This window comes from Salinibacter pepae (assembly GCF_947077775.1).
Taxonomy (GTDB): Bacteria; Bacteroidota; Rhodothermia; order Rhodothermales; family Salinibacteraceae; genus Salinibacter; species Salinibacter pepae.
This window is the reverse complement of sequence record NZ_CAMTTE010000001.1, coordinates 2,879,166-2,904,514: the sequence shown is the minus strand read 5'-3', so window position 1 is coordinate 2,904,514 and position 25,349 is coordinate 2,879,166. Positions and strand designations below refer to the sequence as shown.

At 67.8% G+C, this 25,349-nt stretch carries 27 protein-coding genes and 1 tRNA gene; 13 read left to right on the top strand and 15 right to left on the bottom strand.

What is annotated here, in order from left to right; translation table 11 throughout:
* Positions 1-99: 99 nt before the first annotated feature.
* Positions 100-1,002 (top strand): universal stress protein, encoded by a 903-nt coding sequence (locus tag OJA40_RS12190; RefSeq protein ID WP_208425388.1) that lies wholly within the window; start codon positions 100-102, stop codon positions 1,000-1,002.
* A 144-nt stretch (positions 1,003-1,146) separates the two neighbouring features.
* On the opposite strand, the gene OJA40_RS12185 is transcribed toward OJA40_RS12190, so the two are convergent.
* The 8 genes from OJA40_RS12185 to OJA40_RS12150 form a co-directional block, all read right to left on the bottom strand.
* A tRNA-Arg gene (locus OJA40_RS12185) sits at positions 1,147-1,221 on the bottom strand.
* A 151-nt stretch (positions 1,222-1,372) separates the two neighbouring features.
* The gene (locus OJA40_RS12180) at positions 1,373-1,810 is read right to left on the bottom strand and encodes an NUDIX domain-containing protein (RefSeq protein WP_208425389.1); all 438 of its coding nucleotides are present in this window, start codon (positions 1,808-1,810) and stop codon (positions 1,373-1,375) included.
* An 87-nt stretch (positions 1,811-1,897) separates the two neighbouring features.
* Positions 1,898-2,509 carry a class I SAM-dependent methyltransferase gene (locus tag OJA40_RS12175; protein WP_208425390.1) on the bottom strand — a complete coding sequence of 204 codons (612 nt, stop codon included), beginning with the start codon at positions 2,507-2,509 and terminating at the stop codon, positions 1,898-1,900.
* A gap of 141 nt (positions 2,510-2,650) precedes the next feature.
* Positions 2,651-4,306, bottom strand: coding sequence for a S41 family peptidase (locus OJA40_RS12170; RefSeq protein ID WP_208425391.1), 1,656 nt, complete (start codon positions 4,304-4,306; stop codon positions 2,651-2,653).
* Positions 4,307-4,345: 39 nt separating this feature from the next.
* Entirely contained in the window at positions 4,346-5,206 is an 861-nt protein-coding gene (tatC, locus tag OJA40_RS12165; RefSeq protein WP_208425392.1) for a twin-arginine translocase subunit TatC, read from the bottom strand.
* 57 nt (positions 5,207-5,263) lie between these two features.
* The gene (locus OJA40_RS12160) at positions 5,264-5,872 is read right to left on the bottom strand and encodes an orotate phosphoribosyltransferase (RefSeq protein WP_013061373.1); all 609 of its coding nucleotides are present in this window, start codon (positions 5,870-5,872) and stop codon (positions 5,264-5,266) included.
* Positions 5,873-5,970: 98 nt separating this feature from the next.
* Complete coding sequence (gene glyA, locus OJA40_RS12155; protein ID WP_208425418.1) at positions 5,971-7,269, bottom strand: serine hydroxymethyltransferase; 1,299 nt, start codon at positions 7,267-7,269, stop codon at positions 5,971-5,973.
* Positions 7,270-7,542: 273 nt separating this feature from the next.
* Entirely contained in the window at positions 7,543-8,244 is a 702-nt protein-coding gene (locus OJA40_RS12150) for a DUF4159 domain-containing protein (RefSeq protein WP_423816503.1), read from the bottom strand.
* 134 nt (positions 8,245-8,378) lie between these two features.
* Between OJA40_RS12150 and OJA40_RS12145 the strand changes: the two genes are divergently transcribed.
* From OJA40_RS12145 to OJA40_RS12120, 6 genes are all read left to right on the top strand, one after another.
* Entirely contained in the window at positions 8,379-8,567 is a 189-nt protein-coding gene (locus OJA40_RS12145; RefSeq protein WP_208425394.1) for a hypothetical protein, read from the top strand.
* A 58-nt stretch (positions 8,568-8,625) separates the two neighbouring features.
* Positions 8,626-8,814 carry a zinc ribbon domain-containing protein gene (locus OJA40_RS12140; RefSeq protein WP_208425395.1) on the top strand — a complete coding sequence of 63 codons (189 nt, stop codon included), beginning with the start codon at positions 8,626-8,628 and terminating at the stop codon, positions 8,812-8,814.
* A gap of 147 nt (positions 8,815-8,961) precedes the next feature.
* The gene (locus OJA40_RS12135; RefSeq protein WP_208425396.1) at positions 8,962-10,146 is read left to right on the top strand and encodes a ribosomal protein uL16 3-hydroxylase; all 1,185 of its coding nucleotides are present in this window, start codon (positions 8,962-8,964) and stop codon (positions 10,144-10,146) included.
* A gap of 38 nt (positions 10,147-10,184) precedes the next feature.
* Positions 10,185-10,745, top strand: coding sequence for a DinB family protein (locus OJA40_RS12130; RefSeq protein ID WP_208425397.1), 561 nt, complete (start codon positions 10,185-10,187; stop codon positions 10,743-10,745).
* Positions 10,746-10,849: 104 nt separating this feature from the next.
* Positions 10,850-11,413 (top strand): LOG family protein, encoded by a 564-nt coding sequence (locus tag OJA40_RS12125; RefSeq protein ID WP_263810783.1) that lies wholly within the window; start codon positions 10,850-10,852, stop codon positions 11,411-11,413.
* Between the two features lie 46 nt (positions 11,414-11,459).
* Positions 11,460-12,113: an alpha/beta hydrolase gene (locus OJA40_RS12120; protein ID WP_208425398.1), complete on the top strand. Its 654-nt coding sequence runs from the start codon at positions 11,460-11,462 to the stop codon at positions 12,111-12,113.
* Between the two features lie 25 nt (positions 12,114-12,138).
* On the opposite strand, the gene OJA40_RS12115 is transcribed toward OJA40_RS12120, so the two are convergent.
* Complete coding sequence (locus OJA40_RS12115) at positions 12,139-13,329, bottom strand: M20 metallopeptidase family protein (RefSeq protein ID WP_208425399.1); 1,191 nt, start codon at positions 13,327-13,329, stop codon at positions 12,139-12,141.
* A 191-nt stretch (positions 13,330-13,520) separates the two neighbouring features.
* Here OJA40_RS12115 and OJA40_RS12110 point away from each other — a divergent pair, with 191 nt between their 5' ends.
* Both OJA40_RS12110 and OJA40_RS12105 read left to right on the top strand, forming a co-directional pair.
* Positions 13,521-14,978 (top strand): sodium-dependent transporter, encoded by a 1,458-nt coding sequence (locus tag OJA40_RS12110; protein WP_208425400.1) that lies wholly within the window; start codon positions 13,521-13,523, stop codon positions 14,976-14,978.
* A 3-nt stretch (positions 14,979-14,981) separates the two neighbouring features.
* Positions 14,982-15,308, top strand: a complete 327-nt coding sequence (locus tag OJA40_RS12105; RefSeq protein WP_208425401.1) for a DUF8026 family protein — start codon at positions 14,982-14,984, stop codon at positions 15,306-15,308.
* A 78-nt stretch (positions 15,309-15,386) separates the two neighbouring features.
* On the opposite strand, the gene OJA40_RS12100 is transcribed toward OJA40_RS12105, so the two are convergent.
* Positions 15,387-16,244 carry a ParA family protein gene (locus OJA40_RS12100; RefSeq protein ID WP_263810782.1) on the bottom strand — a complete coding sequence of 286 codons (858 nt, stop codon included), beginning with the start codon at positions 16,242-16,244 and terminating at the stop codon, positions 15,387-15,389.
* 85 nt (positions 16,245-16,329) lie between these two features.
* Here OJA40_RS12100 and OJA40_RS12095 point away from each other — a divergent pair, with 85 nt between their 5' ends.
* Both OJA40_RS12095 and OJA40_RS12090 read left to right on the top strand, forming a co-directional pair.
* Positions 16,330-17,025: a Maf family protein gene (locus tag OJA40_RS12095; RefSeq protein ID WP_208425403.1), complete on the top strand. Its 696-nt coding sequence runs from the start codon at positions 16,330-16,332 to the stop codon at positions 17,023-17,025.
* A gap of 111 nt (positions 17,026-17,136) precedes the next feature.
* Positions 17,137-17,991: a type 1 glutamine amidotransferase gene (locus OJA40_RS12090; RefSeq protein ID WP_208425404.1), complete on the top strand. Its 855-nt coding sequence runs from the start codon at positions 17,137-17,139 to the stop codon at positions 17,989-17,991.
* 7 nt (positions 17,992-17,998) lie between these two features.
* On the opposite strand, the gene folB is transcribed toward OJA40_RS12090, so the two are convergent.
* The 4 genes from folB to OJA40_RS12070 form a co-directional block, all read right to left on the bottom strand.
* Positions 17,999-18,427 carry a dihydroneopterin aldolase gene (gene folB / locus OJA40_RS12085; RefSeq protein ID WP_208425405.1) on the bottom strand — a complete coding sequence of 143 codons (429 nt, stop codon included), beginning with the start codon at positions 18,425-18,427 and terminating at the stop codon, positions 17,999-18,001.
* A gap of 59 nt (positions 18,428-18,486) precedes the next feature.
* Positions 18,487-19,425, bottom strand: a complete 939-nt coding sequence (locus OJA40_RS12080) for a PfkB family carbohydrate kinase (protein WP_208425406.1) — start codon at positions 19,423-19,425, stop codon at positions 18,487-18,489.
* 208 nt (positions 19,426-19,633) lie between these two features.
* Positions 19,634-21,907 carry a sensor histidine kinase gene (locus tag OJA40_RS12075; RefSeq protein WP_263810781.1) on the bottom strand — a complete coding sequence of 758 codons (2,274 nt, stop codon included), beginning with the start codon at positions 21,905-21,907 and terminating at the stop codon, positions 19,634-19,636.
* Positions 21,908-22,135: 228 nt separating this feature from the next.
* Positions 22,136-22,534: a hypothetical protein gene (locus OJA40_RS12070; RefSeq protein WP_263808485.1), complete on the bottom strand. Its 399-nt coding sequence runs from the start codon at positions 22,532-22,534 to the stop codon at positions 22,136-22,138.
* 314 nt (positions 22,535-22,848) lie between these two features.
* On the opposite strand from OJA40_RS12070, the gene OJA40_RS12065 reads away from it, so the two are divergent.
* Both OJA40_RS12065 and bioB read left to right on the top strand, forming a co-directional pair.
* Positions 22,849-23,508, top strand: a complete 660-nt coding sequence (locus OJA40_RS12065) for a DUF3267 domain-containing protein (protein ID WP_208425408.1) — start codon at positions 22,849-22,851, stop codon at positions 23,506-23,508.
* A gap of 262 nt (positions 23,509-23,770) precedes the next feature.
* Positions 23,771-24,850, top strand: a complete 1,080-nt coding sequence (gene bioB, locus OJA40_RS12060) for a biotin synthase BioB (RefSeq protein WP_208425409.1) — start codon at positions 23,771-23,773, stop codon at positions 24,848-24,850.
* A gap of 74 nt (positions 24,851-24,924) precedes the next feature.
* On the opposite strand, the gene OJA40_RS12055 is transcribed toward bioB, so the two are convergent.
* Positions 24,925-25,233, bottom strand: coding sequence for a hypothetical protein (locus OJA40_RS12055; RefSeq protein WP_112903403.1), 309 nt, complete (start codon positions 25,231-25,233; stop codon positions 24,925-24,927).
* Positions 25,234-25,349 lie beyond the last annotated feature (116 nt).

Genomic DNA, 25,349 nt, shown 5'->3' with positions numbered 1-25,349 from the left:
CCTCACGACTTCGATACGAGCGGGTGGGGCCGGACGCCCCCGCCTCGCCCCTTCACTTCAGTGCCCTGAAAACCGATACGTTCCCCTCTCCCCCATCTCATGTTCGAACTCAACGACCTTCTGCTCGCCTTCGACTTCTCCCCCTCTTCGAAGCGGGCCCTCGCTTACGGCGCCGATCTTCTCCAACGAACCGACGCCCGGCTGCACCTGATGCACGTTCAGGAGGTGCCGCAGGGCCCCTTCCAGCGGGAGCCGCGCTCGCCCGTCCCGACCTACAAGCTTGAAGACGAGTTTGAGGAGCGGTGCCAGGACGCCCTCTCGGCCCACGGCCTCGACGCAGACGACGGCCGCCTCACCTTCAACGCCGAGCGGGCAGACGCCGTCGCCCCCGCCCTCGTACGGTACGCCGAGAGCAAGGACGTCGGCATGATCGCGATGGGGACCCATGGGCGTCGGGGCGTCGAGCGGGCCTTCTACGGCAGCGTGGCGGAGGAGACCCTACGGACCGCCCCCACTCCGGTCTTTACCGTCCAGTCCCCCGACGACGAAGAGGCGGCCGCCTCCGTCGAGCGGATCGTGGCGCCGGTCGACTTCTCGAATCCGTCCCGGGGCGCCCTGCAGCAGGCCGGTCGTCTCGCGACGATCTATGAGGCCCCCCTGAAGCTGGTGCACGTCGTCGAAACGCCCGATACCCCTTCGGTCTACGGCCCGGAGTCCCCGACGGTCACGAGCCACAAGACGAAGGAGAAGGCCGAAACGGCCCTCGAAGACTGGGGCAGCGATCTGGCAGGCGGAGACCTGACGGTGTCCTACGTTGTGCACCGGGGCGAGCCGGCGCCGAGCATTCTTCGCAGTGCCCCACACGAGACGGATCTGGTCGTCATGGCCACCCGTGGCCTTCGGGGCGTCCGGCGCGCGATGCTGGGCAGTGTCACCGAGGAGGTGCTTCGGGAGGCGAACGGGCCCGTGCTCGCGGCCCGCGACTTCCCGACATCGGATTAAAACCAGGGGCCCCCTTCCTGGGATGGCTGCGTGCGTCCCAAAATCCGGGCCGTGCGCCTTACGGACCAGGGAGCGATGCACCGCGGACGCCGACACAAAGACCCGCCTCCAGCGACACTGGAGGCGGGCTCAGGGCACCAAGGGCGGGCCCGGGAGGATTCGAACCCCCGACACTCGGCTCCGAAGGCCGATGCTCTATCCAGGCTGAGCTACAGGCCCTTTTTTCTTAAAGCACGGTCTATACACGCGTCGTCGGGGCGGGATCCTGGATCCCATGCGGTCCCCCTCTAAAGAAATGGGGAATGCGCGACGACGCCCCAGAAGCCCCCTTGGCTCTACGGGGCCGGAATGTGCTGGCGGTCCGCGACGGTCAACGAACCGTAGACCCCCACCACGCAGCGTCCGCCGCGTCCGTCCGCGCCAGCAGGGCACGCAGGGGCGGCGGCTGCAGGGACACCCGGTCGAGCTGGTCGACGGGCGCCCAGGCGAACGACAGGTACCCCTCCTCGGCCTGCGGAGGCGTGTCGACCGTGAGCGCGGGACTCGTGGTCGCGTAGCAGTGGTTGATCTCGTACTGACGCTCCCCGTCGCGGCGCCACTGGTGCTCCACGGCCCCCAGGTAGCGGCCCACCTCGGCGCGCACCCCCAGCTCCTCGTGGAGCTCGCGGCGCAGGCAGGCCTCCAGGCCCTCCCCGGGCTCCCGATGGCCGCCCGGCAGAAACGTGTGGGGCTGCCCCTCGGCCCGAACGACGAGCACGTGATTGGCCTCCCGCACGACGGCGCGCGCAAGAAGATGGACCGTAGGCATCGACACAACACTGGGTCTATGGGCGAACACTGAACATCCCCCGTACTCACACGCCGGGGTCCCTCCCGCCACGGGCCCCTTTTGGACTCATTTCGTCGCCGTTCCCACGATGTGGGGCGACACCGGCGGGACCCCAATGTCGAACCGCTCCATCTCGACCGTCGAGAACCCCGCTCGCCGGAGCTGCGCACCGGTGTCGCGATCCGGACGGCACCCGTCGGCCACGGCCCGCCACACGGGCCGAATTCCGCGCTGAAACCAGCAGAGCGGCGTGTGCCGCTCCGCCGCGACGTGCTCGATAAACAGGAGCCGCCCACCGGGGCGCAGGACGCGCCGCAGTTCGGCCAGCGTGTCCATCACGTCGGGGACGGAGCAGAGGACGAGCGTACTGACGACGGCGTCTACGCTCTCGTCCGGCAGGCCCGTCTTCTGGGCCGGGGCGGTGCGGATCTCGGCGTCGAGGGCGCGGCCCTCCAGCTGCTCCCGGATGTACCCGTGCATGTGCGGATTCGGCTCCAGCCCGATCCACCGGAGGCCGTCGGGCAGGTGCGGCAGGTTGACGCCCGTGCCCGGCCCAATCTCGACCACGGTGCCCTCCAGGCCCGCGAAGAGCCGACGCTTGTGGTCGCCGTAGAGGCGGTCCTGGGCGTCATCGCCCCAGGCAAGGGTGTGGGCAAAAAAGCGTTGGTAGAGGGACATGGGCGGTCCGGGAGGAAAGGATCAACAAACGAAAGGGCCGGCCACCGTCCCCGGCGCAAAGGGGCCCCTCGGAATATGGACGGCGACGGGGCCGCCGTGCCCCCATCGCCTCGTCGTTTCATCTTCCGCTCGTCAGCGTCGTCACCGTTCCGTCTCCGGGGTCAAAATCCGTTCGTAGCGGTCCGCATTCTGGAGGAGGGCCGTCGCCGCCGTTACCTGCTCGTCCGCTGGGAGCAGGGCCTCGATGCGCCGACGGGCACTGACGTACCGGGCCAGGATTTCGCGCTGGAGGTGGCGCATCAGGGCCGGGGCGTGCCGCTCGAACGCCGCTGCTTTCGCCTCGCCCAGCGCCTCGTCCAGCGCCGCCGTCTCGTCCCGCAGGCCCTCGTAGCCGTTCGCCTCGATGCGTGCCCGGAGGGAGTCGAGGGTCCGCTCTGCCCGGAGCGGGTACGCCACCTCCTCGCGGTCGAGCCACGCCCGGAAGGCCCCCAGGTCGGACTCGTCGACCGAAAAGTCAGCGGCGAGTGTGTCGTGGGTGGCGGCGTAGTGGTTGGCGTAGCGGAAGAAGACGCCCCGACGCGTCAGGGCCTGCCCCAGTGCACTCGGGGACGGGGACGCCACGCGCACGTCCGGCCGAATGCCGTGTCCGTCGCGCACAGTGCGGCCTCCCGTCGTCTCGTGCACCCGGGATGGAGGGGCCGTGGTGTCCGTTGGGTTCGCATCGAGGCGCTGAATGGTGCGGCCGCTCGGGGTGTAGTACTGGGCCGTCGTCAGCTTGAGGGCGGTGTTGTGGGGCAGGGACCGGACGTTCTGCACGAGGCCCTTTCCGTAAGTGGTTGTGCCCATCACCACGCCCCGGTCGTGGTCCTGCAGGGCGCCGGCCACGATCTCGCTCGCCGAGGCGCTCTGTCCGTTCACGAGGACCACGACCGGCGTCTCGGGCAGCAGGGGCACACGGTCGGTCGTGTACGACTCGGTCTCACCGTCGTCACGCCCCCGCGTGGAGACGACTTCGGTGCCCTGCGGCACGAAGAGCGCCGTGATCCGGACGGCCGCCCGCAACAGCCCTCCCGGGTTGTCCCGCAGGTCGAGCACAATTCCCTGAAGGGGCCCCGTGTCCCGAAGGGCGTCGAGCGCCGCCTCCACCGCCCCCGGTGCGCCACGGGTAAAGCGCTCCAGCTTCACGTACCCGAGCTCCCGCTCCGAACCCACACGCCCCTGATACGTCACGTCCCGGAGCTCCACGCGCTCGCGGGTCAGGGTCAGCGTCAAGGGCGAGGGCCGTCCCGCCCGCTCCACCGTCACGGGGACGGTGGTGCCGGGCGGCCCGCGGAGCAGGGCCTCCACGTCCTCCACCGACAGCGAGGCCGCCGGCTGGTTCGCCACCTCGGTGATCACGTCCCCCGTGCGCACCCCTTGCTGGTACGCGTCGCCCCCGGCAACAGGCGCCACCACCGTCAGGGCGCCGTTGCGGCGCCCGATGTCGAGCCCCACGCCCCCGTACTGCCCGTCCGTGATGATGTCGATCCGCGCATTCTCCGCCTCGTCGACGTACGTGGTGTAGGGGTCCAGCTCCTTCAGCATGGCGTCGACCCCCACGCGCACGAGGTGCCCCGGGTCCACCGGCTCCACGTAGCCGGTGACCACCTCCTCGTAGACCGCCCCGAAGATCCGGAGGCCCTTGCGGAGCTCGAACAGGTCGTCATCCGGCGCCCAGAATCCGACGAGCACCCCCATGCCCATCGACACGGCGAGGGCCATTCCCAGTAGCGACACGGTTGCCCGGGATCGACGCATGGGCCCGGTGGGGACTGATGCGGGGGAACGCGACAGCGCCTACTCGTCCGTCATGCCGAGCGCCTGGGCCCGGCGCCGCGCAACCCATTTGGCCACGTAAATCGACAGCTCGTACAGGCCCAGCAGGGGCACGGCGACGATGATCTGCGAGATCGGGTCCGGCGGGGTCAGGAACGCCGCCACGCCGAGCACCGCGATGAGCGCATACTTCCGGTACGCCCGCATCGCCTCCGGGGTCAGGATGCCCACCTTTGCTAGAAAGTACACGACCACCGGCAGCTCAAAGAGCAGCCCCGTGCCCATCGTCCAGAACGTCACCATGCTGAAGTAGGTCATGATGTCGAACTGGTTGACGATCTGCTCGGAGAGGGTGTACTGGGCGAAAAACTGAAGGGCCAGCGGGGTCAGGATGAGGTACCCGAAGGCCGCGCCGAGCAGGAAGAAGAAGGTGGCCGAGACCGCCGAGAAGCGCATGCCCTTCTTCTCGCTGGGATAGAGGGCCGGCTCGATGAACCGCCAGAGGTAGAAGACCACGACCGGCGACCCGGCGATGAGCCCCACGACGATGATGGTCCCGATGTCCGCGAAGAACTGGCCGGTGATCGTCCGGTTGAGCAGCTCCAGGCTCTCCGGCTCCAGGGCCAGCACGTCGTACATGAAAAAATCCGGCCGCGTGGGCCCGATCAGGACCTGGTCGACAATCCATTCGCTGAAGAACGAGCACACCGCGATGGCGACGAGCACGCCGGCCCCGGCTTTGATGAGGGTCCAACGCAGCTCTTCAAGGTGGTCCAGAAACGACATGACCCCCTGCTCGTCCGGGGGCGCCCCGTTGCCCGGAGCGCCGTCTCCCTGCACCCCGGCGGGCGTGTCCGTCTGTGAGGATGGAACCTCGGGCATACGACCGTGACTGCAATCCGGCGAAAGCGTTCGTCCTGAGCTGTTTCGATTTCGTCCCTACGCGCTGTCGGACCCGCTGCCCGTCCCCTCCTGCAGGTTGAGGTCGAGGAGGGAGTCGACCCACAGGCCCTCCGCCTCGATGCGGTCCTGGCCGTTGCTCCAAGTGAAGTTGAAGAGCGTCAGGAGCCCGTCAACCGCAAACCCGGCACTGCGCACGAGGCGAAGGGCCTCGGAGGCACTGCGGCCGCTGTTGATGATGTCGTCCACCATCACGACGGGCTGGTCGGCGTCGATGGGCCCCTCCACGAGCCGGCGCCGCCCGTGCTCCTTCCGCTCCTCCCGGATGAGCCCTCCTTTAAACTCGTCGCCCTCACTCACGGCCAACACGCTGCAGACGAGGGGATGAGCCCCGAACCCGTACCCCACCACCTGGCGGGCGCCCCGCTCTCGGAGCCGCTCGGCAATCACCGACCCGACTTCCGTGAACAGTTCCCCGTCGAGTGTGGGCACGCGTGTGTCCAGGAGCCACCCGATCGGCTGGCCCCGCGGATCGGTGATCAGCTCATCCTCCCGGCGCACCAGGGCCTCTTCGTAGAGCTTGCGGCCGATCTCGATGAGTTCGGCCCGGGAGGAAGAGCTAAATGTACCGCGATCCATCGACGGCATGGGGACACACGCAGGTCGTCCAGTGAGCAGGGCGGGCGAACGCGAGCAGAGATTTCGCACTGGATCTCGAACCGTCCGACGCGCAGGGTCGTTCCCGCCTACGCCATGGCGACCTCGTACAGCGGGTGCTGGTCGCAGAGGGCCTTCACCTCCCGCTCCACCGCTGCCTGCGTGTCCTCGTCCGCGGGATCCTGAAGGACCCGGTCGATCATCTCCGCCACGTGGACAAACGCATCCGGCCCGAACCCGCGGGTGGTCATTGCGGGCGTTCCCAGGCGCAGCCCGCTCGTGACGAACGGGCTCTTGTCGTCGAACGGCACCATGTTCTTGTTGGCCGTGATGCCGGCCGCTTCGAGGGCCTGCTCGGCCTCCTTGCCGGTGAGCCCCTTGTTGCGCAGGTCGATGAGGACGAGGTGGTTGTCCGTCCCGTCGGAGACGAGGTCGTAGCCCCGCTCGCGGAGCTCGGCCCCCATTGCCTGCGCGTTGTCGACGACCTGCTGGGTGTACTCGGCGAACGAGGGCCGGAGGGCCTCCTTGAAGCCGACGGCCTTTGCGGCGATCACGTGCATCAACGGGCCGCCCTGCGTGCCGGGGAAGACGGCCGAGTCGAGCAGCTCGCTCATCATCTTCGTGCGCCCGCTCTTGCGGGCCGTCTTGCCCATCGGGTTCTCGTAGTCGTCCCCCAGCAGGATCATGCCGCCCCGGGGGCCCCGGAGCGTCTTGTGCGTCGTGGTGGTCACCACGTGGGTGTGCGGCATCGGGTCGTTCAGGACCCCGCCCGCAATGAGCCCCGCCGTGTGCGCCATGTCCATCCACAGGAACGCGCCGACCTCATCGGCGATCTCGCGGAAGGCCTCGTAGTCGAAGTCGCGCGGGTAGGCACTGGCCCCGATCGAGATCATCTTCGGCTGCACCTGCTTCGCCCGGTCGCGGACCCTGTTCATGTCGATGCGGCCGGTCGCCTCCTCCACCCCGTAGTACTCGGCCTCGTAGAGAATGCCGGAGAAGTTGACGGGCGACCCGTGCGTGAGGTGGCCGCCGTGCGACAGGTCGAGGCCGAGGAAGGTGTCGCCGGGGTCCAGGAGGGTCAGATACACCGCGGAGTTGGCCTGGGCCCCCGCGTGCGGCTGCACGTTCACCCAGTCGCAGTCGTAGAGCTCTTTCGCCCGCTCGCGGGCCAGGTCCTCGGCCCGGTCGACCACCTCGCATCCGCCGTAGTAGCGCTTGCCCGGCAGGCCCTCCGCGTACTTGTTCGTAAGGGCCGTGCCCATCGCCTCCATGACGGCCCGGGAGGCGAAGTTTTCGGACGCAATGAGCTCCAGCCCGTCGTTCTGGCGCTGGACCTCCTTCTGGATGACGTCGTGGATTTCGGGATCTTGGTTGCGGAGCGCACTCATCGGAACAGAAAACACTGTGAAAGCAACGGTGCAGGGCGGCCCCGACGATCGGTCGCCGAGGCCCTCCCAACGTGTGGAAGTACAAATGGACGTGAGGATCGAACGTGAATGCGGAAGATGGGGTTCGCCCCCTGGGTCCGACCGAACGACTGAAAGGCCTCCATGCCTGGGTTTGTGACAATCAACCCGCCCGCTACCAGCACGAGGGCCACGAAAAGGGGGTTCATCGCAACCGGGAGGGACGAGTGGAGAGGCGTGGCACTGCCGCTGTGTTCAGTGCGTCATGGCGTACATGAGAATGTTCGTGCCCATCCGGAGGGCCGCCCGTCGCTTCTCTGGGGGATTGCTGTGCACCGGGGCCGGCTCCCATCCGTCCCCCAGGTCCGTCTCGACGGTGTAGAACACCATGAGCCGGCCGTGGTCGTCGAAGTAGCCGTACCCCTTCGGCGCCTCGCCGTCGTGCTCGTGGATTTTGGGGAGCCCGTCCGAGAAGTCGTAGGGCGTCGTGTAGATGGAGTGATCGAAGGGCACTTCCACGAGCTTCTTGTCCGGAAAGACCTTCTCCAATTCGGGGCGGATGTGCTCGTCGAGGCCATAGTTGTCGTCAATGTGGAGGAAGCCGCCCTGACGCAGGTACCGGCGCAGGCGGTCGGCCTCCGCCTCGGAGAAGGTGACGTTTCCGTGGCCGGTGAGGTACAGGTACGGAAACGTGAAGAGCTTGTCCGTGCTGAGCTCGACGGCCTCTTCCTGCGGCCCTACGTCGAGGAGCGTGTGCTGGCGCGCAAACGCGAAGAGCTCCCGCAACGACTCCTCGTCGCTGTACCAGTCGCCTCCCCCATCATACTTCACGCGGGCCACGGGGACGGAGGCGTCGTCCTGCGCCCGGGCGTCGGTCGCACTCGCAACGAGCCCCACGAGACCGAGCCCCACCACAATCGGAAGGCGAACCAGAAGGGAACGCAACACGGGCGCCACGGGGGAGTGGGAGATCAGACTGTGCACTGCCACGAACCTGCATGCCCCGACTAGGTTCGGACCGACTGGAGAACTCCCCCTCCCTCTTCCCGTTGATGTGACTCGATTGTTTCTCGCCCTGTCTGCCGACCGCCATGACCAAGTTCACGAAGGCCCTCCTCTTCTCCGCCGCGGCCGCCGGAGCAGCCGCCCTGGCCCTCAACCAGCTTGACCTCGACGCCGCCCCGGCGGAGCCGGACCCCGGGTTTCCCGGCCCCAACCCCGACGACATTGCCGAGGAGGATGTGGAAATGATGCTGAATGAGCTGGCCTCGCAGCTCTAGCCCACCGCCAATCGACGCCCCAAACCCGAACGCCTCCCACCATGCCATCCCCTCGACCATGCCGTCCCCTCGGGAGTGTCCCGCCTGCGCCCTCGAATTCGAAGACACCGGGGACGTGGAAGAGTGCCCCTACTGCGGCTACGAGTTTCCGCAGCGCAGCGCCAGCGTGCGGTGGGTCGCGTGGATTCTCGCCCTGCTCCTCCTCTGGCCCGCCCTTGAGGGGCTGATGTACTTGCTGGGGGCGTGACGCGTGAGGTGTGATGCGTGGCAACGGGAAGCGTGGGGGCCCACGTCGGATGCGCAGGTCACGTTTCACTCTGTACGCATCACCGATGCCCCAGACCGAGGCTCGTTGCCCTGACCTGTCCGTTCTTCGTTCGCAACCTCTCTTCCCATGCAGCCCGCCCCACCCACGTCGCCTGTCCTGGGCGACCGCTCGCCCGCCGACTTTCTCGACACCTACTGGCAGGAACGGCCCCTCGTGGTCCGCGACGCGCTGCCGGACTTCCGGTCGCCCCTGTCTCCGGAGGAGCTGGCCGGCCTGGCCTGCGAGGACGGCGTCGCGAGCCGGCTCCTCCTGGAAGAGGGCGGTGAATACCCGTGGGAGCTGCGGCACGGCCCGTTTGCCTCGGAGGAGTTTCTCCACCTGCCCGAGACGCACTGGACGCTTCTCGTGCAGGAGGTGGACCGCCTGATTCCCGAGGTCGGCGCCCTGCTAGACCGCTTCCGCTTCCTGCCCGACTGGCGGCTCGACGACGTGATGGTGAGCTACGCCCCCACGCACGGCACCGTCGGCCCCCACATCGACAACTACGACGTCTTTCTGCTGCAGGGCGCGGGGCACCGACGCTGGCAAATTGGGTCCGAGCCGGTGGACAACGAGGAGATCGTGCCGGACCTCGACGTGCGCATTCTCGCCGATTTTGAGGCGGAGGAGGAGTTCGTGCTCGGCCCCGGCGACCTGCTGTACCTGCCGCCGCGGGTGGCCCACTACGGGGTCGCCACCGACGACCAGTGCATGACCTACTCGGTCGGCTTCCGGGCCCCGCGGCACCAGGACCTCGTGGGGAACTTTCTGCAGCAGGCCATGGACACGGTCGGCCCGGACGCACGGTACAGCGACCCGGACCTGTCGCCGGTCGACCACCCCGGTGAAATCCACGACGACGCCCGCCAGACGGTACGCCGCCTCCTCCGCGACCTCGTGCGCGATGATGACGCCATCGATCAGTGGTTCGGGCAGTACCTGACGCGTCCCGGTCGGGACCGCGAGGCGGTGCCCCCGGAGACGCCGGTCACGGACGACGAACTTACCGACATGCTCCGGGCCGGCCACGGGCTGCGGCCTGGACCGGTATCCCGGCTCGCCTTCATCGAACACGACGACGGGTCGGTCACCCTCTTCGCGAACGGATCGCCCATCGACCTGTCCCCCGACCGGGCCTACGCGGCCCGCCTCGTGACGGGGCGCCAGCAGATCCCGAGCGACGCCCTCACCCCCCACCTTGAGGACGACGCGTTCGTGGACCTGCTCGTGGCCCTGGTCAACGATGGCCTTCTGGAGTGGGACGCGGCGTAGGCGCCCGCCGATCGATCCTCTTGTCTTTGCCCCTGCCGATGCACCCCCAGCTCGACGAGTACCGTACCGGATTCGTCGACCTCAAGGACGAGGCGACCGCACTCGTGACCGACGCGGACGCCGCCACGATGCGACGCCGACCGGATCCGGACGCGTGGTCCGTCGTCCAGTGCATCGATCACCTGAACACGGCCGGGTGGCTGCTGTTGCGGGCGATGGAGGACGAGATCCGGCAGGGCCGCGCCGAGGGGCCGTACGGCACACCGCCCTTCGAGTATGGCGTCGTCAGTCGCTGGTTTGCGCACGTTCTGGAGCCGTCGTCGGGCTGGACCTTCGACGCGCCCTCTCTATTCGAGCCGGACGCCCCGAATACGCTCTACCCCAATGAGGCGGTGGACGAGTTTTTGGGCCTGCAGGGTCGGTTCGCGGACTGCGTGGGGGGCGCGGAGGGCCTGGACCTGCGCCGGATACGATTCGGATCCCCCGCCATTCCCCTTCTGCGCATCAGCCTGGGGGCCTGGTTTGAGGCCACCCTGGCCCACGAGCGGCGGCACCTGGACCAGGCCCGACGAACCCTGCGCGCCCTCCACTCGTCTTAACGTAGCGGTTGGGCCCGCCTGGTTCTTGCTCCAGGCCCACCACGGGCCTGCCGCGCCGGCCCGAGCACACGTCTTTTTTTCCTCCCCCTCCCCTCCTGCCGATTATGTCCGCCATCTGCGTCTATTGCTCCTCGAGCAACGCCATCGCCGAGACCTACCCGCCGGTGGCCGAGGCGCTCGGGCGAGAGATGGGGCGCCGGGGCCACGAGCTGATCTACGGCGGCGGCGCGGTGGGCCTGATGGGCGTGCTGGCCGAGGCAACCCACGAGGCCGGCGGGACGGTGACGGGCGTCATCCCGTCGAAACTGCAGGACCGGGAGGGCATCGCGTACGACGCCGACGAGCTGGTCGTAACCGAGACGATGCGCGAGCGCAAGCGGATCATGTACGAGAACGCGGACGCGTTCGCCGCGCTGCCCGGCGGCTACGGCACCCTGGAGGAGTTGATGGAGGTGCTCACCCTGAGGCAGCTCGGCTATCACGACCGTCCCATCGCCCTTCTGAATGCGGACGGCTTCTACGACACGCTCCTCTCGTTCTTCGACGAGCTGCGGGACGGCCGGTTTGCGCGGGCCGCCGCGACCGACCTGGTCGAGGTCGTGTCGTCCGCCGAGGCGGTGCTGGACCGAATCGAAAGAATGACGGCCGCCGACGGCCAGATGGCCTGAGCCCGCTTCGGCCCTCAACGCATCGTTTATCGAAGCCAAGCCGTCCATGTCCGCCGAGCCGCGCCTCCATACGCTCCAGGTCGCCCGCACGGCCCGCGTGGCAACCCTCGGGACGCCCGCCACCGCCGCGTCGTGGTGGGTGGTGCTGCACGGCTACGGCCAGCTCGCCGCCGACTTCGTGTCGGCGTTCGCCCCCCTCGTGGCCCCCGACCGCTGCGTCGTTGCGCCGGAGGGATTGTCCCGGTTTTACGTGGACGGGATGGCCCAGCACGAGCAGGTGGGCGCCTCCTGGATGACCCGCGAGGCACGCGAGGCCGAGGTGTCCGACTACGTCGACGCCCTCGACGCGACGATCCGTCACCTTGCCGACGACGTGCCCCCCTCCCTACACGTGCTGGGCTTCTCGCAGGGGGCCGCCACCGCCAGCCGGTGGGCCCTGCTGGGCGACACGGCCGTCGACCGACTGGTGCTGTGGGGCGGGGCCCCGGCCCACGACCTCGACCTCGCGGAGCACGCCGCTGCCCTGCGCGCCCTGGACCTGACCCTCGTGGCCGGAACGGAGGACCCATACGTGACCGACGACCGATGGGCCGCCGTTCGGCGCCGCCTCCGGGCCCACGACATTCCCGTGACGACGCGTACCTTCGAGGGCGGGCACCAGATCGACCCGGCCCCGTTGCGGGCGCTGGTCGCGTCCTGACGCGTTGCGCGTGTCCGGGGCGCTCCTACGCCCTGGCGTGCTCGCGGCCGTAGCGCCACGCCAAGTACGCCATAAACCCCGTGCCGGTGCGGAGTGCCTCCTCGTCCGGGTTGAACCGGGACGTGTGGAGGCCGTGCTCGCTGCCCACCCCGAGTTGGTAGAAGGTGCCCGGACACTCGCGCAGGAAATAGGCAAAGTCTTCGCCCGCGAACCACCGATCCGCCTCCACGGTCCGCTCCGGCCCCACGTATTCGCGGGCGGCCTCCTGCACGAGCGTCGTCGGCGTCTCGTGGTTGTGGAGCGCCGGGTATCCTTCGCGCACCTCCACCTCGGCCGTCGCCCCGTGCGCCTCGGCGGTGCGGTGCACGAGTTGACGGAAGAGGGCGTGCGCCCGGAAGCGCCACGCCTCGTCCATCGCCCGAAAGGTGCCCTCCAGGCGGGCCGCCTCGGGAATTACGTTCGTGGCCCCGTCCGCCACCAGGCGCCCGATGGTAAGGACCGACGGCACGCCCGGCGGGCACCGGCGGCTGATGAGCGACTGGAGCCCGCCGACGAGTTCGCTGGCGACGTAGGTCGGGTCCACCGCCTCGTGCGGGTTCGCCGCGTGTCCGCCCTCGCCCGTCACCGTCACGAACACCTCGTCGGCCGAGGCCATGAAGTCGCCGGCGCGGATGCCCAGGGTCCCGGGGGGGAGGCTCGGCTTCACGTGCTGCCCAAAGGCGGCCTCGGGGGCCGGCGTATCGCCCGTTTCGTCGAGCACGCCCTCGTCGATCATAAACTTAGCCCCGCCGGGAACCCGCTCCTCGTGGGGCTGGAAGCAGAATCGCACCTGCCCGTGCACCTCTTCGCGGTGGCGTGCCAGAATCATGGCCGTGCCCAACAGCGAGGACGTGTGGAGGTCGTGCCCGCACGCGTGCATCACCCCCTCGTGCTCCGAGGCACAGTCGAGGCCCGTCTCTTCCTGAATGGGGAGCGCGTCCATGTCCGCCCGCAGCAGCAGGGTCGGCCCCGGCCGCCCCCCGTGCAGGGTGCCCACCACGCCCGTGTCGTACACCCCTGTGCGGACATCGAGGCCGAGGGCCGTCAGCCGCTCCGCCACGCGCCGCGCGGTCTCGTGCTCCGCCCCCGACAGCTCGGGCCGCCGGTGCAACGTGCGGCGAAATGCAACGATCTCCGAGTATAGGTCGTCGGCGTCAGACTTAACGGCATCGAGCATCGGATAGGGGGGCGGGGGCGGAGCAGTTCGGTTGGTCTGCGGCGTGTCCGACAACCAACGGTTCTCTTGGATGATTCGTCCTCCCCACCCGGCCGACCGCCTCTTTCCTGCTCCCGACGGGCGTTCGAAATTTCGATTCGTTGTTCCTACCTTAGGGCTGCTCGCGCTTTTTCCACAGCGACACCGCGTTGATGCCCGACCAAGACGTTGAACTCTCGCGCGCCCAGTGGGGCTCGCGCTTCGGGTTTTTGATGGCGATGCTCGGGGCCATGGTGGGGGCCGGCAACATCTGGCGCTTCCCCTACGTGACCGGCGAGAACGGGGGCGGGGCCTTTCTCCTCGCGTACTTCGTGCTCCTGCTCGTGCTCGCCATTCCCGGCCTCATCGCCGAGGTCGCGTTCGGGCGCTACGCCGGCAAGGGCGTAATCGGGGCCTTCCGCAAGGTGGCCTCGTCGCGGGGGATGGTGGGACTGGGGGTGGTGGTGCTGATCGTGAACGTTGCCCTGATGTCGTACTACGCGCCCGTCGTGGGGTGGACGCTGTACTATGCCGTGCACTCGCTGCTCTTCACCTTCACGTCGGCGGGCTTCGCGCCGGAGGCATTTTGGGAGGGCTTTCGCGCAAGCGGCGTTTGGTCCATCGGCAGCCACACGGCCGTAATGGCCCTGGTCGCGGCCATTCTGTACCTCGGCATCCGGCGGGGCGTGGAGCGGCTCGTGATCTACGCAGTGCCGGGGCTCGTGCTCGCCCTCGTCGCGATCATGATCCGCGCCCTCACGCTGCCCGGGGCCGCCGAGGGCCTCGCCTTCACGTTCGGCATCGAGTGGGGCAAGCTCGGGCTCGGCCAGACCTGGATCACCGCCCTGGGACAGGTTCTCTTCTCGACCGGCCTCGGGTGGGGCATCGCCCTCACCGTCGGCAGCTACCTGCCGGACTACGACGACATTCCGACCGGCGGGGGCGTCTTCACCGTCATCGGGAACTCGAGCATCGGCATCCTGGCGGCCTTCGCCATTTTCCCGATTGTCTTCGCGTTCGACCTGGACCCGGGGTCCGGGGCGAGCCTCACGTTCGTGTCCCTGCCGCAGGTCTTTCCGCAGATGGCGGGGGGCGCGCTGTGGGCCATCCTGTTCTTCCTCGGCTTCTTTCTGGCCGCCTTCACCTCGGCCATCCTCATCACGGAGGTGAGCGTGACGACCCTCAGCGAAGAAACGCGCTTGAGCCGGGAGCAGACGGTGATCGGGGTGTGCGGGGTCATCTGGCTTCTGGGCCTCGGGAGCGCGTACTCGCCCGGCGTGCTGAACTTCCTCGACTTCGTGTTTGGCAACTTCGGCCTGCCCCTCTCCACGCTCGCCATCATCGGCGCCATCGGCTGGTCCATGGGGCACCTCGGCCCCGAGAAGCTCCGGGTGCTCGAGATCAACCGCAACGCCGGGCTGTACGTGGGGTCGCTCTGGGGGCCGGTGGTGCAGTACGTGATTCCGCTCGTGATGCTCTTGATCGTCGCGAACTACGCCTGGGCGAATTTCGGCACGCCGGAGATGATTGGGGGCATCGCCGTCTTTTTCGGCATTCCCGTCCTCGGCTACGCGCTCATGGCGTCCCTGGAGGACCGCTCTGATTCACTGCCCCGCGAACAGACCCGATAACCCATGCTTGGACTGCCCGTGGACGTATGGGCCACGATGGCCTTCTGCGTTTTGGCCTTCTTCGGCGTCTCGATCTGGACGCTCGTCTATACGCTCCGCCAGGAAGAACAGAAGATGGCCCTGCTCGACACCGAAAGCGACCTCGATACCTATTCGCCTCGCGCGCTGGACGACCTCAGACACTGGATCGAGACCCACCCGGACCCGACCCATCCGGACGTGGCGGCGGCCCGGGCGGCCTACAACGACTGTGTGGACACCCTCCAGTCCACGGATCGTCACTTCTACGGGTGGTCGAGGACCAAGGTCGACCGCCTCGATCCGCTTTAGGGGCGTCGTGGAACGGCCCCCTGGATCGGAGCATGTCCCCCCACGGGGATTCTGCTCTGGGGGGCGGGCGTCGCGGAATCACGAGCTTAGCATTTCACTGACCTCCGGGGCGGCCCCCGCCGAGAGGTCGTTCGGGGCGATAGCGGCCGGGTCCGCCTCCGGACTCGCGTCCTCGGACGCCGACTGCAGACGTGTCATCAGTTCGTCGGTGGCGTTGGCGTAGTCGAGCGCCCCGCGCGAACTGGAGTCGTGGTCGAAAACCGTGGTCGCTCCGTCCCGCGTCTTTGCCAGCGACGTGCTGGTGCGGACGATGGTGTCCAGCACCTTCCCCCCGTACTTTTCGCGAATGTACTCGCGGTAGGTCTTGTGTATGCGCTTGCGCGCGTCGACCTGCGTAAACAGGAACTGCCGGGTGTCGAGGCGCGGATTGAGCTTCTTCTCGACGAGCTGCGTGGTCTGGTAGGTCTGCTCCCCCCCCACCACGGACTGGTACTCCGGCAGCACAGGGATCAGCACGTGCTGGCTCGCAACGAGCGCGTTGAGGCTGTAGACCGTCACGGCGGCGGCCGTGTCGAAGAGCAACAGGTCGTATTCCAGGTCGAGCCGCTGGAGGGCCTCCCGCACCCAGAGCACATCGGTCGGTTTGTTGAGGTCCCGCATCCGGCGGGTCAGGGTGCTGGAGGAGGGGATTAGGTCGAACCCCGCGGCCTCCTGAATCGGAATGCGCCCCGGGTCCGCGTCGGCGTCAAAGAAGGCCGCCACCGACTGGTCGGAGGGGGGCTCCTCAATGCCCATCGTGTGCGTGAGGAAGCCCTGCGGGTCGAGGTCGATGACGAGCGTCCGCCAGCCCGACAATCCCAGCGCCGCCGCGACGTGGATGGTCGTGGTGGTCTTTCCGGTGCCCCCCTTGTGGTTGCAGACAGACAGGACGGTCATAGCGTAGACGGCCGGTGGAGGTAGAGGAGGAAAAAGTAGGTGCTTTCCGGACCGGTGTCAACCCCGACGCGGGGCCCCGCCCGACGTGGTGAGAGCAAAGCGTAACTTTTGCGCCCCCCTCCCGTTTTTCTCGACGCACAGGTCCAGCAAGGGCTCGACACATCCGATGAACCCACTTCTGCAACTTTCCTGCCCACTTCTTCTGGCCTCCCAGTCGCCGCGGCGGCGTGCCCTGCTCGACCGCATCGACGTTCCCTTCGAGACGCGGGGGAGCCCCGCGGACGAGACGCTGGCGCCCTCGGTGGCGCCCGCTGAGGCGGTTCGCACCCTTGCGCGCCGAAAGGCCCGTCCGGTGGCGGCCGACCGCCCCTCGGCCCTCGTCCTGGCCGCCGACACGGTGGTCGCCCACGATGGGGAAATTCTCAATAAGCCCGAAGATTCCTCCCACGCTCGGGCCATGCTTCGCCGTCTCCAGGACACATCCCACACCGTTTACACCGGCGTGTCCCTCGTGCATGCCGGGTCGGATCGGACGGCCACCGCCGTGGAGACGACCGCCGTGGTGCTCGGGCCCCTCTCGGACGCAGAGATTCGGGCCTACGTCGCCTCCGGGTCGCCGCTGGACAAGGCCGGGGGCTACGGGATCCAGGACCATACCGCCCCGTTCTTCGTCGAGCGGATTGAGGGCGATTACTACAACGTCGTGGGCCTCCCCCTCCGCCGGCTCTACCGCACGCTGCGCGCGTCGTTTGCCGACCTCCTGGAGGCGTCGTCCGCCTAGCGGGTCCCGTTTCGTCAACCTGTTCCGGGGACCAGCGTATGGACAGGCGCCGCAGCGCCTCGCATTCTTGCTCATCCAGGGCCCTCCCACCGCACGGGGCCTCCCTAATTTATGGTGGACTCGCCCCTCACGTCGTCGTCCCTTCGCGCCCTGCTCGTCCAGTGCCGGAGCGCCCCCCGGATGGAAGCACAGGAGCAGACCTGCTTCCTGGAGCGGACGCGCCTCCGTCCCGATCAGTTCCAGACCGTCAACGTCGCCCGCGGCGACGACCCCACCTCCGTCTCGCTCGACGCGGTCGACGCCCTGCTCATCGGCGGCGCCGGCAAGTATTCCGCCACCCAGACCTACCCCTGGACCGACGGGCTGCACGACCTCATTCGTCGCGCCGTCGACCGGGCGCTGCCCACCCTCGGCTCGTGCTGGGGGCACCAGGTGCTGGCCCGCGCGCTCGGGGGGCAGGTGGTGCACGACCCCGACCATTCCGAACTGGGCTGTGGGTGGGTGGAACGGACCGATGCCGGGGCCGCCGACCCCCTCTTCTGCCAATTCTCGCCCCGCTTTCAGGCGAACATGGGCCACCACGACCGGGTGGTCGAGCTTCCCCCCGACAGCACAGAGCTCGCCCGCAACGACCAGCCCCACCAGGCCTTCCGCCTGAACGGCGCACCGGTCTACGGCACGCAGTTTCACAGCGAGCTCGACGCGAGGCGGGAGCGGGAGCGCATCCTCGTGTACCGCGAGTACTACCGCTCGGCGCTCCCCGACGCGGAAACCGTGCAGCGCGTGCTCGACACCCTGGCGGACACCACGGAGGTGGACAACCTGCTCTACGACTTTCTCGTGACCTTCGTGGCCCGTCCTCATCCGTCGGTCGCGCCCGCCTCCCTTCACCCCACGGACCACACGGGGGCGCTCGATGTCGCACCGTCCGTCGACCGACGCCGGTCGTCCCCGCGTCCGGCCTGACTCCGCCTCACGTGCCGGGATCGTCGATGGTGTAGGTCGCCTCGGCCCGATCGCACGTCCCCCCGACCGGGGGGTCCGGCTTCCGGACCGTCACCTCCACGCCCTCCAGGTCGGGATAGGTATCCAGCACCTTGTGTGCGATGCGGTACGCCAGCTTTTCAATGAGGTAGAAGTTGTTCTCCGTCACCAGCTGCCGGACGAACTCGTAGACCTGCTCGTAGTTGACCGTGCGGTCTAGGTCGTCGTGCAGGGCTGCGTCCTCGAAATCAAGCCCCACGCTCACGTCGACCTCGTACCGGCCGCCGATGCGATGCTCCTCCTCCATGACGCCGTGGTGGCCGTAGAAGACGGCGTTGACGAGACGGACCGTCCCGGTGGTGGTGTAATCGGTCGAGGGGGACGCCTCGGGCTCGGTGTCAGGGACAGACTCAGACATGGAAGGCAGACTGCAACGGAGTGACGAGAAGAGGAGGGGCCGTCTCGCCCGGCCACGCGCTACGCCAGCTGCTTGTCGAGCGGCACCAGCGTGGGGATGGCGGCCAGCTCGCGGAACGAGCGGGCCCGCTCGGTGATGTCGGTCCGGGTGAGGTCGAGCAGCTTGTCCGGGCCGTAGCGCTGCACGACGAAGGACGCCATCACGCTTCCGTAGATCACCCCACGGCGGAGGGCCTCCGGGTCGAGGCCGCCCGACTGGTACAGGTGCCCGGCAAGCCCGCCCGCAAACGCGTCGCCGGCCCCCGTGGGGTCCTGAATGTCGTCCAGCGGGTAGGCGGGCGCGCTGAAGACGGAGTGGTCGGTGAAGAGAAGCGCGCCGTGCTCCCCCTTCTTGATGATGAGCGTCTCGGGGCCCATCTCACGGATCAGGGACGCGGCGCGGACCAGGTTGGGCTCGTCCGCCAGCTCGCGGGCCTCGGCGTCGTTGATGACGAAGCAGTCGACCTGCGAGAGGGTCGTCCGGAGGCTGTCCGGGGTGTTCTCGATCCAGTAGTTCATCGTGTCGGCCATCACGAAGTCGGGATCGTCCACCTGATCCAGCACATCGCGCTGAATGCCCGGCTCCAGGTTGCCGAGGCACACGATGTCGCTGTCGAGGTAGCTCTCCGGGAGGTCCGGCTCGAACGAAGCGAGGACGTTGAGCTGCGTGTCGAGCGTGTCCCGCTCGTTCATGTCGTAGTGGTACTCGCCGTGCCAGAAGAACGTCTCGCCGTCCTCCTCGACCTCAAGGCCCTCAAGGTCGACCCCCCCGTCGGCCAGCGTCCGGCGGTACTCGTCGGGGAAATCGCCCCCGACGACGCCCACGAGGCGGACGTCTTCGCAAAAGTGGCGGGCGGCGAGCGTCAGGTAGGAGGCACTGCCCCCTAGCACACGCTTGGCAGAACCGAACGGGGTATCGATGGAGTCAAAGGCAACAGTCCCTACGGCAAGGATGCTCACGGGCGGTTAAGCTCCTTCTGTACGGCTTGTGAACAGGGCGAAATGTAACCACGCGGGCGCACACTCGACACGTCCCGCGTGCGAATTCTATGACAAGGCGGCCCGTTCTCTGTGCTCCGGGATGAGGGGCCTCGGGTGGTTGGCAGGAGTGCTGGCATTGGCGTGGTGCCGGACGGGTTCCTCCACGTGTGTGAGGGAGGCGGAACGTTCAGGAGGATGCGTCTGCGTTCCCAACCGGAGCGGACGCGCTCGGGGCGCCAACCTTCTCGGGCGCCTCCGCCTCCGGAAGCCGCACGGTAAAGCGGGAGCCTGCTCCCTTCTCCGTTTCTACCTCGACGGCGCCGCCCATCTGCTCGACGGCCTCCTTCGTGACTGCGAGCCCGAGCCCGGTGCCCTCGTATTCACGGCCCATGCCCTCTGACTCTTGTCGGAAGGGCTCAAACAACGTTTCGGTCTGCGCCGGGTCCATGCCCACCCCCGTATCTTCAACCTCCAGAACCGCAGCCTCGTCGCCCGTCCGGACGCGGATCCAGATGGCGCCGCCGGGATCGGTGTATTTGACCGCGTTGGAGATCAGGTTCTGGAGGGCAATCCGGAGCCCTTCGGGATCGGCCCGCGTCCAGACCGGCCCTCCGTTCGCCTCCATCCGCAGCGTGATGTCCGCCTCCACGGCCTCGGGATAGAATTGGTCGGCGGCCTCTTCGGCGACGGTGGTGATGTCGGTGGGCTCCGACGGGCGTCGCAGGGTCCCCCCCCGCAGGCGCGACAGGTTCAAAATTGCGTCGAGGGTGCCGAGCAGACGACGCCCGCTGTTCTCGATGTGGTCGGCGAACCGACCAATCGGGGCGTCGTCGTCCTCGGCCATGGTTGCGATCTCCTCCGCAAACCCGATGATGGACGTCAGGGGCGTGCGGAATTCGTGGCTCGTGTTGGCCAGAAGGGCCGACTTCATTTGGCTCGCTTCCTCGGCCTCCTGCTTCGCCGTTCGGAGCGCCTCTTCCTGATCCAGCCGGTCGAGCACCACGGCGGCGTGGGCCGCAAGCACCTCAACGAGGCCACTGTCGAACGAATCGATCGCCCCCCGTTCCACGTCCCCGACCGCGATGGTGCCGTGCGTCCCGATTGGGAAACAGGCCGCCGCGCGGGCCGCCCCGTAGTCGAGTTGTGTCTCAACGGCACGCAGGTCGTCGACCACGAAGGGCTCTTCGTCCCGGTACACCTCTGCCAGGAGGCTTTCCCCCTCAATGTCGACGGGCGGGCGCTGGGACGGCATGTGCTCCGCGATCTGTGGGGACCCCTGCACCGGCACGAGCCGGCCGTCCTCCACGAACCGGGTGCTCACCAGCGGGTACCCGAACACCTCGTTCACGAGCCGAAGCACGACGCTCCCCACCTCCTTCCTGTCCTGGGCCCGCAGCAGCCGGCTGACGGCCGCGTAGAGGGCCTCCACCTTCTCCTGCCGGTCGCGCAGGGCCCGCTCGCGCCGCTCCCGCTCGGTGATGTCGGAAAGCACCACCACGTCGCTCCCGCCGGTCGCCCCCAGGCTCGTCTCGACGATTCGGTAGTATCGCGGGGCGGACCCGTCGGTGGTTTCCAGTAGGGACCGGTCCTCTTCGAGCGTCTGTGCCAGTTCCGGCAGGGCCGCCCCCAGGGGCTTGCCGATTGCGGATCGGTCTTCCATCCTCGGAAACAGGTCGATGACCCGCCGCCCGTAGTCCTTAATGCGCCCGTCGGCACTGAGCATGATGGTGGGGGCCGACAGGCTCCCGGCCAGGCGGACGGCCTGAAACTGGTAGCTGTATACGAACAGGACGCCGATGGCGAACACCGCCACGCCCAGCGGCTCGTGGGGAATGTCCTGCAGGGTCGGATTGACGTGCCCCGTAATGTTGAGCACCGCCGGAACCGCCGTGAGCGCCGTGAGCGCCGCCAGCGGCCCCGTTCGGGTCTCCGTCTTCCAGAACATCTCGAACAGCATCAGGTAGCCGGCCGTCGCCAACGCGTAGGCCACGCCCATCACGACCCAGTAGAAAAGCCCATGGCGAATGACGAGGTCGAAGACCCCTCCCTGTCCTGTCTCCAGCGTGTAGTAGAGGTGATGGAAGGGATTCGTCACCTTTAGCAGGGTCACCCCCCCGTACACCACGATCGCAAACCACTGGGCCGAGGCGTCGCGATGGATTGCCCGTCCGGTGTACGCGGAGCAGAACCACAGCCACGCCCACACGGTGCCAAACCCCACGACCAGACTGATCTGATAGAAAACGTGTCTGGCAAGGGGGGACACCGGCAGAAGAAATCCGATGTACGCCCCCGCCCACGCGGCACTGGTCAGGAAAAACGCGAGAAGGCTGTGCCGCGTGCCGGCATACGGGATGGACCAGGCCCGCCAGGCGGCCCCCAGACACGCAAGACTTGCGGCGACGAACGCCAACAGATATCCCCAGAACACGGCCCCCCCTGACGGAACGGACAAAGACATGGCCGGAATTGACGACAGCGTGGAGCGGAACAAATTTCTCCTTGTGTGGGGAATCTACACGTCCCGATTTGCGGCACGAGAGCACCGATCCCCAAACGAGAATATGCCGGCAGATCGTCCTCGGGGGAAACGACCGACGGAAAATCCCCTGCACGTGTAAGGATAGCAGGAGCAAGCCCCGTTCCATCCCCTGGCGTTATCGCTTCCACCGGCCGTCGCCCCCCGACGTCACGACTGGTCGTCTGTCCACGCCAGTTGTAGCTGTAGGGTCAGGTCCCCATCGCTCAGCCGAACGGCGCGGGCCGGCGTAGAGGCCGAGCGCCCGTCGAGAATTCGATCCGGCGCAAAGTCCACGCACCCCACGACTTCGTCTTCAATCAGATCCGCGTCCAGCAGCCGCAGAACGTGCCACCCAGCTTCTTGCAGGACGACCTCGGCGTCCAGCGTTACGGGGAGATCACGGGGGCCTACGTCGTCAACCACCGCGCTGGTGTGAAGGCACGCCCCATCCGGATCGTACACCTCGTAGTAGAGATCCGGGCCCGAGAATAGGTCCCACCGGTCGTCCTGTTCGCCGGAACCGAAGGGGACGACCTGGACGTCAACGTGCGTCAGGGTCACGCGCATCAGACAGGCAAGCGTGTGGGGGGAGGAACGGAGAGACGAGCGCGTCCGGGCCCGGCGATCGCCGGGCAGGTGCGGGTCACACTCCTCATCGAAATTCCCGGCGACACGGTCGTTCCGATCCCGGAAACGAAGGAGAACAGGATGCCGATCCGGCGTATTTTTTGCACAACTGTCTTTCAACGACTGTCTTTTGGGTGTCCGGCTGCGGGGCACCACGATTCGCCCGCTACCGCTCACGCAACCCGCCCGTCCACATCAGCGACTCCGGTCCGCCCTCCGCCTCCAGCGTTCCGCGTCGGCCGCGCCGTGCCGTATTGCCCCCAGCCGAGGCGCAGGTCCGGGGCGCAGCCCTCCTCGCCCCCATCGCCCTTCTCACCCTCGGGCCGTACCTTGCGCTTTGGGGCCTGCCCGATCCGCCGTTTCCCACCGACCCGAGCGGCATTCTGCTGTTCCTCTCGGCCTTCACGGTCGGCGTGGTGCTCCACGAGGCCCTGCATGGCCTCGGGCACGTGTGGGGCGGGGCGTCGTGGCCGGAGGTCCGGTTCGGGGTGCACTGGGCGGCCCTCACCCCCTTCGCGGAGTGCACCGTCCCCACCCGGGCCCGCTCGTACCGGCGCACCCTCGCCCTGCCCGGCCTGGTACTGGGCGCGGGCCCACTGGGCGTCGGACTGGTGACGGGCCACTGGCCCCCAACGTTCTATGGGTTTCTGATGCTGGTGGCCGCGGCCGGGGACCTCCTCATTCTCTGGATTCTCGTGGGGGTGCCCGCCGACGCCTGGGTCCAGGACCACCCTCGGCAGGTCGGCTGCCTCGTCGTGGACGACGCCGGGCCCGACCCGCCCCCACCCGTTTCGGAAGACGACCTGCCGGACGCCACGGCGGGCGACAGTTCGCCGTCGTTCCTCCACCTCCTGTTCCTCGCGGCTCTCTCCGCCGTCGCGGCAGCCGTCGGGTTTGTGATTGCCCTCGGGTAACTCCCGAGGCACTCCGGCTCCCCGGTCGATCTCGTCGAGGCCGAGACTTCAAGGGGGGCATCGTCGCCTCGCCCGTACGCTCTGTCATATTTTTCGAAGACAGTCCCAAAAGGAACGGTCAGGGTTTTTCCTGAAGCAGGATTTTCTTTCCCTGTGAAAGGGCTTCCCCCCACAAGCCCAACATCGTTTCGGCGGAGCACGAGAGGAAGGGTTGCCTCCCGATGCCCCCCCGCACGCTACCCCAACCACCTTCCCGGTGCCCATGACAGCCTGGCGAACCCTGGCGACTCAAGTATTGAACGGTACGCCCCTTTCTTCATCGCAGGCGCTCGACGTCGTGCACGCCGACGACGATGAGGTGCTCGCCCTGCTCGACGCCGCCTTTCGCGTCCGGCGGCATCATCACGGGCGGCGCGTGCGCATCCACGTCCTTCAAAACGCCAAGAGCGGCGTGTGCCCGGAGGACTGCGCGTTCTGCAGCCAGTCCCTCAAGTTCGACAGCGACCCCGAGCAGTACGGGATGCAGCAGGTGGATCAGATCGTCGAGGGCGCCAAGGCCGCCTGGGACAAGGGGGCGGTGACCTACTGCATCGTGACGGCCACCCGGGGCCCCCACTCCAGCGAGGTCGACGTTGTCTGTGAGGCCACACGCCGCATCAAGGAGAGGTATCCGATGGACGTGTGCGCCTCCCTCGGACTGCTGGGCGCGGAGCAGGCCGAAAAGCTGGCCGATGCGGGCGTGGACCGGTACAACCACAACCTGGAGACGTCCTGCGACCACTTCGAAAACGTGGTGACGACCCACGAGTGGAGTGATCGGGTCGAGACGGTCAAGCAGGCCAAGGCGGCCGGCATGGAGGCGTGCTGTGGAGGGATCATTGGGCTCGGCGAGGCCCGCGCGGACTGGGTCGACCTGGCCCTGGCCCTCCGCGAGATCGGGGTCGAGTCGGTCCCGGTGAACTTCCTCAATCCCCGCTCCGGCACCCCGCTGGAGGACGTAGATAAGGTGCGCCCCCAAGACTGCCTGAAGGCCCTCGCCATGTTTCGGCTCGTCCACCCGGAAGCGGACCTCCGCATGGCCGGCGGACGCGAGGTCGTGCTCGACCAGATGCAGCCCTTGGCCCTGTACGCCGCCAATTCCTTTTTCACCGACGGATACTTGACCACCGGGGGACAGGGCGAATCCAAAGACCACCGGATGATCCAGCAGGCCGGGTTCGAGCCCGTGATCGTCGAGGACGGCCCGGAACGGCAGACGCCCGCAACGGCCGACGACACACCGTCCGGAGATTCCGAGGCTGCCGACCGGAGGCGCCAGCCCTCGGCCGGCCCTGCCGGTTGATTGCTTGTGCGACCGCCCGAAGCGAAGGGCCCAGCGCGTTTGCACGTCGTCTCCGCCACCGCCGGCGACCGGACTCACCCGCCCTGCGCGGACGACGACGCAGGCACCGCATCGGGCGGTTCCGGCTCTGGCTCCCACCACCCGTCTTCTACGAGGCGGGCAACCGTTCGCTTCGGCCACGCCTTGTAGCGGAGCTCAGGCCGGTAGGGGACCGCCTGCCCGTTCTCGGTAAGCCACTCAAAGCAGACGCAGGTTGAGGTTTCGAAAAGCACGCCCAACGTGCACCCTTTCCCCCGCAGGCAGTACTTGTAGCAGGCCTGGCCGGGGCGGTCGCACACCGAAAAGTCGACAGGGGCTTCGCGCTCAATGTCTTCCAGTTGCATGGCCGACGTCGGCTTGAAAAGGCTACTTGTTTGTACAGAGTCTAAATAAATCGGCGGCACCGGAACGTACAACCGCCCTTCGTGAAATTTCGGGCGAGACCGGTCCTTCTCTCCCG

What these genes read in the sequence shown, in the direction of transcription:
- OJA40_RS12190 (WP_208425388.1), top strand. Translation starts at nt 100, where the DNA reads ATGTTCGAACTCAACGACCTTCTGCTCGCCTTCGACTTCTCCCCCTCT.
- OJA40_RS12180 (WP_208425389.1), bottom strand. Translation starts at nt 1,810, where the DNA reads ATGCCTACGGTCCATCTTCTTGCGCGCGCCGTCGTGCGGGAGGCCAAT.
- OJA40_RS12175 (WP_208425390.1), bottom strand. Translation starts at nt 2,509, where the DNA reads ATGTCCCTCTACCAACGCTTTTTTGCCCACACCCTTGCCTGGGGCGAT.
- OJA40_RS12170 (WP_208425391.1), bottom strand. Translation starts at nt 4,306, where the DNA reads ATGCGTCGATCCCGGGCAACCGTGTCGCTACTGGGAATGGCCCTCGCC.
- tatC (WP_208425392.1), bottom strand. Translation starts at nt 5,206, where the DNA reads ATGCCCGAGGTTCCATCCTCACAGACGGACACGCCCGCCGGGGTGCAG.
- OJA40_RS12160 (WP_013061373.1), bottom strand. Translation starts at nt 5,872, where the DNA reads ATGCCGTCGATGGATCGCGGTACATTTAGCTCTTCCTCCCGGGCCGAA.
- glyA (WP_208425418.1), bottom strand. Translation starts at nt 7,269, where the DNA reads ATGAGTGCGCTCCGCAACCAAGATCCCGAAATCCACGACGTCATCCAG.
- OJA40_RS12145 (WP_208425394.1), top strand. Translation starts at nt 8,379, where the DNA reads ATGACCAAGTTCACGAAGGCCCTCCTCTTCTCCGCCGCGGCCGCCGGA.
- OJA40_RS12140 (WP_208425395.1), top strand. Translation starts at nt 8,626, where the DNA reads ATGCCGTCCCCTCGGGAGTGTCCCGCCTGCGCCCTCGAATTCGAAGAC.
- OJA40_RS12135 (WP_208425396.1), top strand. Translation starts at nt 8,962, where the DNA reads ATGCAGCCCGCCCCACCCACGTCGCCTGTCCTGGGCGACCGCTCGCCC.
- OJA40_RS12130 (WP_208425397.1), top strand. Translation starts at nt 10,185, where the DNA reads ATGCACCCCCAGCTCGACGAGTACCGTACCGGATTCGTCGACCTCAAG.
- OJA40_RS12125 (WP_263810783.1), top strand. Translation starts at nt 10,850, where the DNA reads ATGTCCGCCATCTGCGTCTATTGCTCCTCGAGCAACGCCATCGCCGAG.
- OJA40_RS12120 (WP_208425398.1), top strand. Translation starts at nt 11,460, where the DNA reads ATGTCCGCCGAGCCGCGCCTCCATACGCTCCAGGTCGCCCGCACGGCC.
- OJA40_RS12115 (WP_208425399.1), bottom strand. Translation starts at nt 13,329, where the DNA reads ATGCTCGATGCCGTTAAGTCTGACGCCGACGACCTATACTCGGAGATC.
- OJA40_RS12110 (WP_208425400.1), top strand. Translation starts at nt 13,521, where the DNA reads ATGCCCGACCAAGACGTTGAACTCTCGCGCGCCCAGTGGGGCTCGCGC.
- OJA40_RS12105 (WP_208425401.1), top strand. Translation starts at nt 14,982, where the DNA reads ATGCTTGGACTGCCCGTGGACGTATGGGCCACGATGGCCTTCTGCGTT.
- OJA40_RS12100 (WP_263810782.1), bottom strand. Translation starts at nt 16,244, where the DNA reads ATGACCGTCCTGTCTGTCTGCAACCACAAGGGGGGCACCGGAAAGACC.
- OJA40_RS12090 (WP_208425404.1), top strand. Translation starts at nt 17,137, where the DNA reads ATGGTGGACTCGCCCCTCACGTCGTCGTCCCTTCGCGCCCTGCTCGTC.
- folB (WP_208425405.1), bottom strand. Translation starts at nt 18,427, where the DNA reads ATGTCTGAGTCTGTCCCTGACACCGAGCCCGAGGCGTCCCCCTCGACC.
- OJA40_RS12075 (WP_263810781.1), bottom strand. Translation starts at nt 21,907, where the DNA reads ATGTCTTTGTCCGTTCCGTCAGGGGGGGCCGTGTTCTGGGGATATCTG.
- OJA40_RS12070 (WP_263808485.1), bottom strand. Translation starts at nt 22,534, where the DNA reads ATGCGCGTGACCCTGACGCACGTTGACGTCCAGGTCGTCCCCTTCGGT.
- bioB (WP_208425409.1), top strand. Translation starts at nt 23,771, where the DNA reads ATGACAGCCTGGCGAACCCTGGCGACTCAAGTATTGAACGGTACGCCC.
- OJA40_RS12055 (WP_112903403.1), bottom strand. Translation starts at nt 25,233, where the DNA reads ATGCAACTGGAAGACATTGAGCGCGAAGCCCCTGTCGACTTTTCGGTG.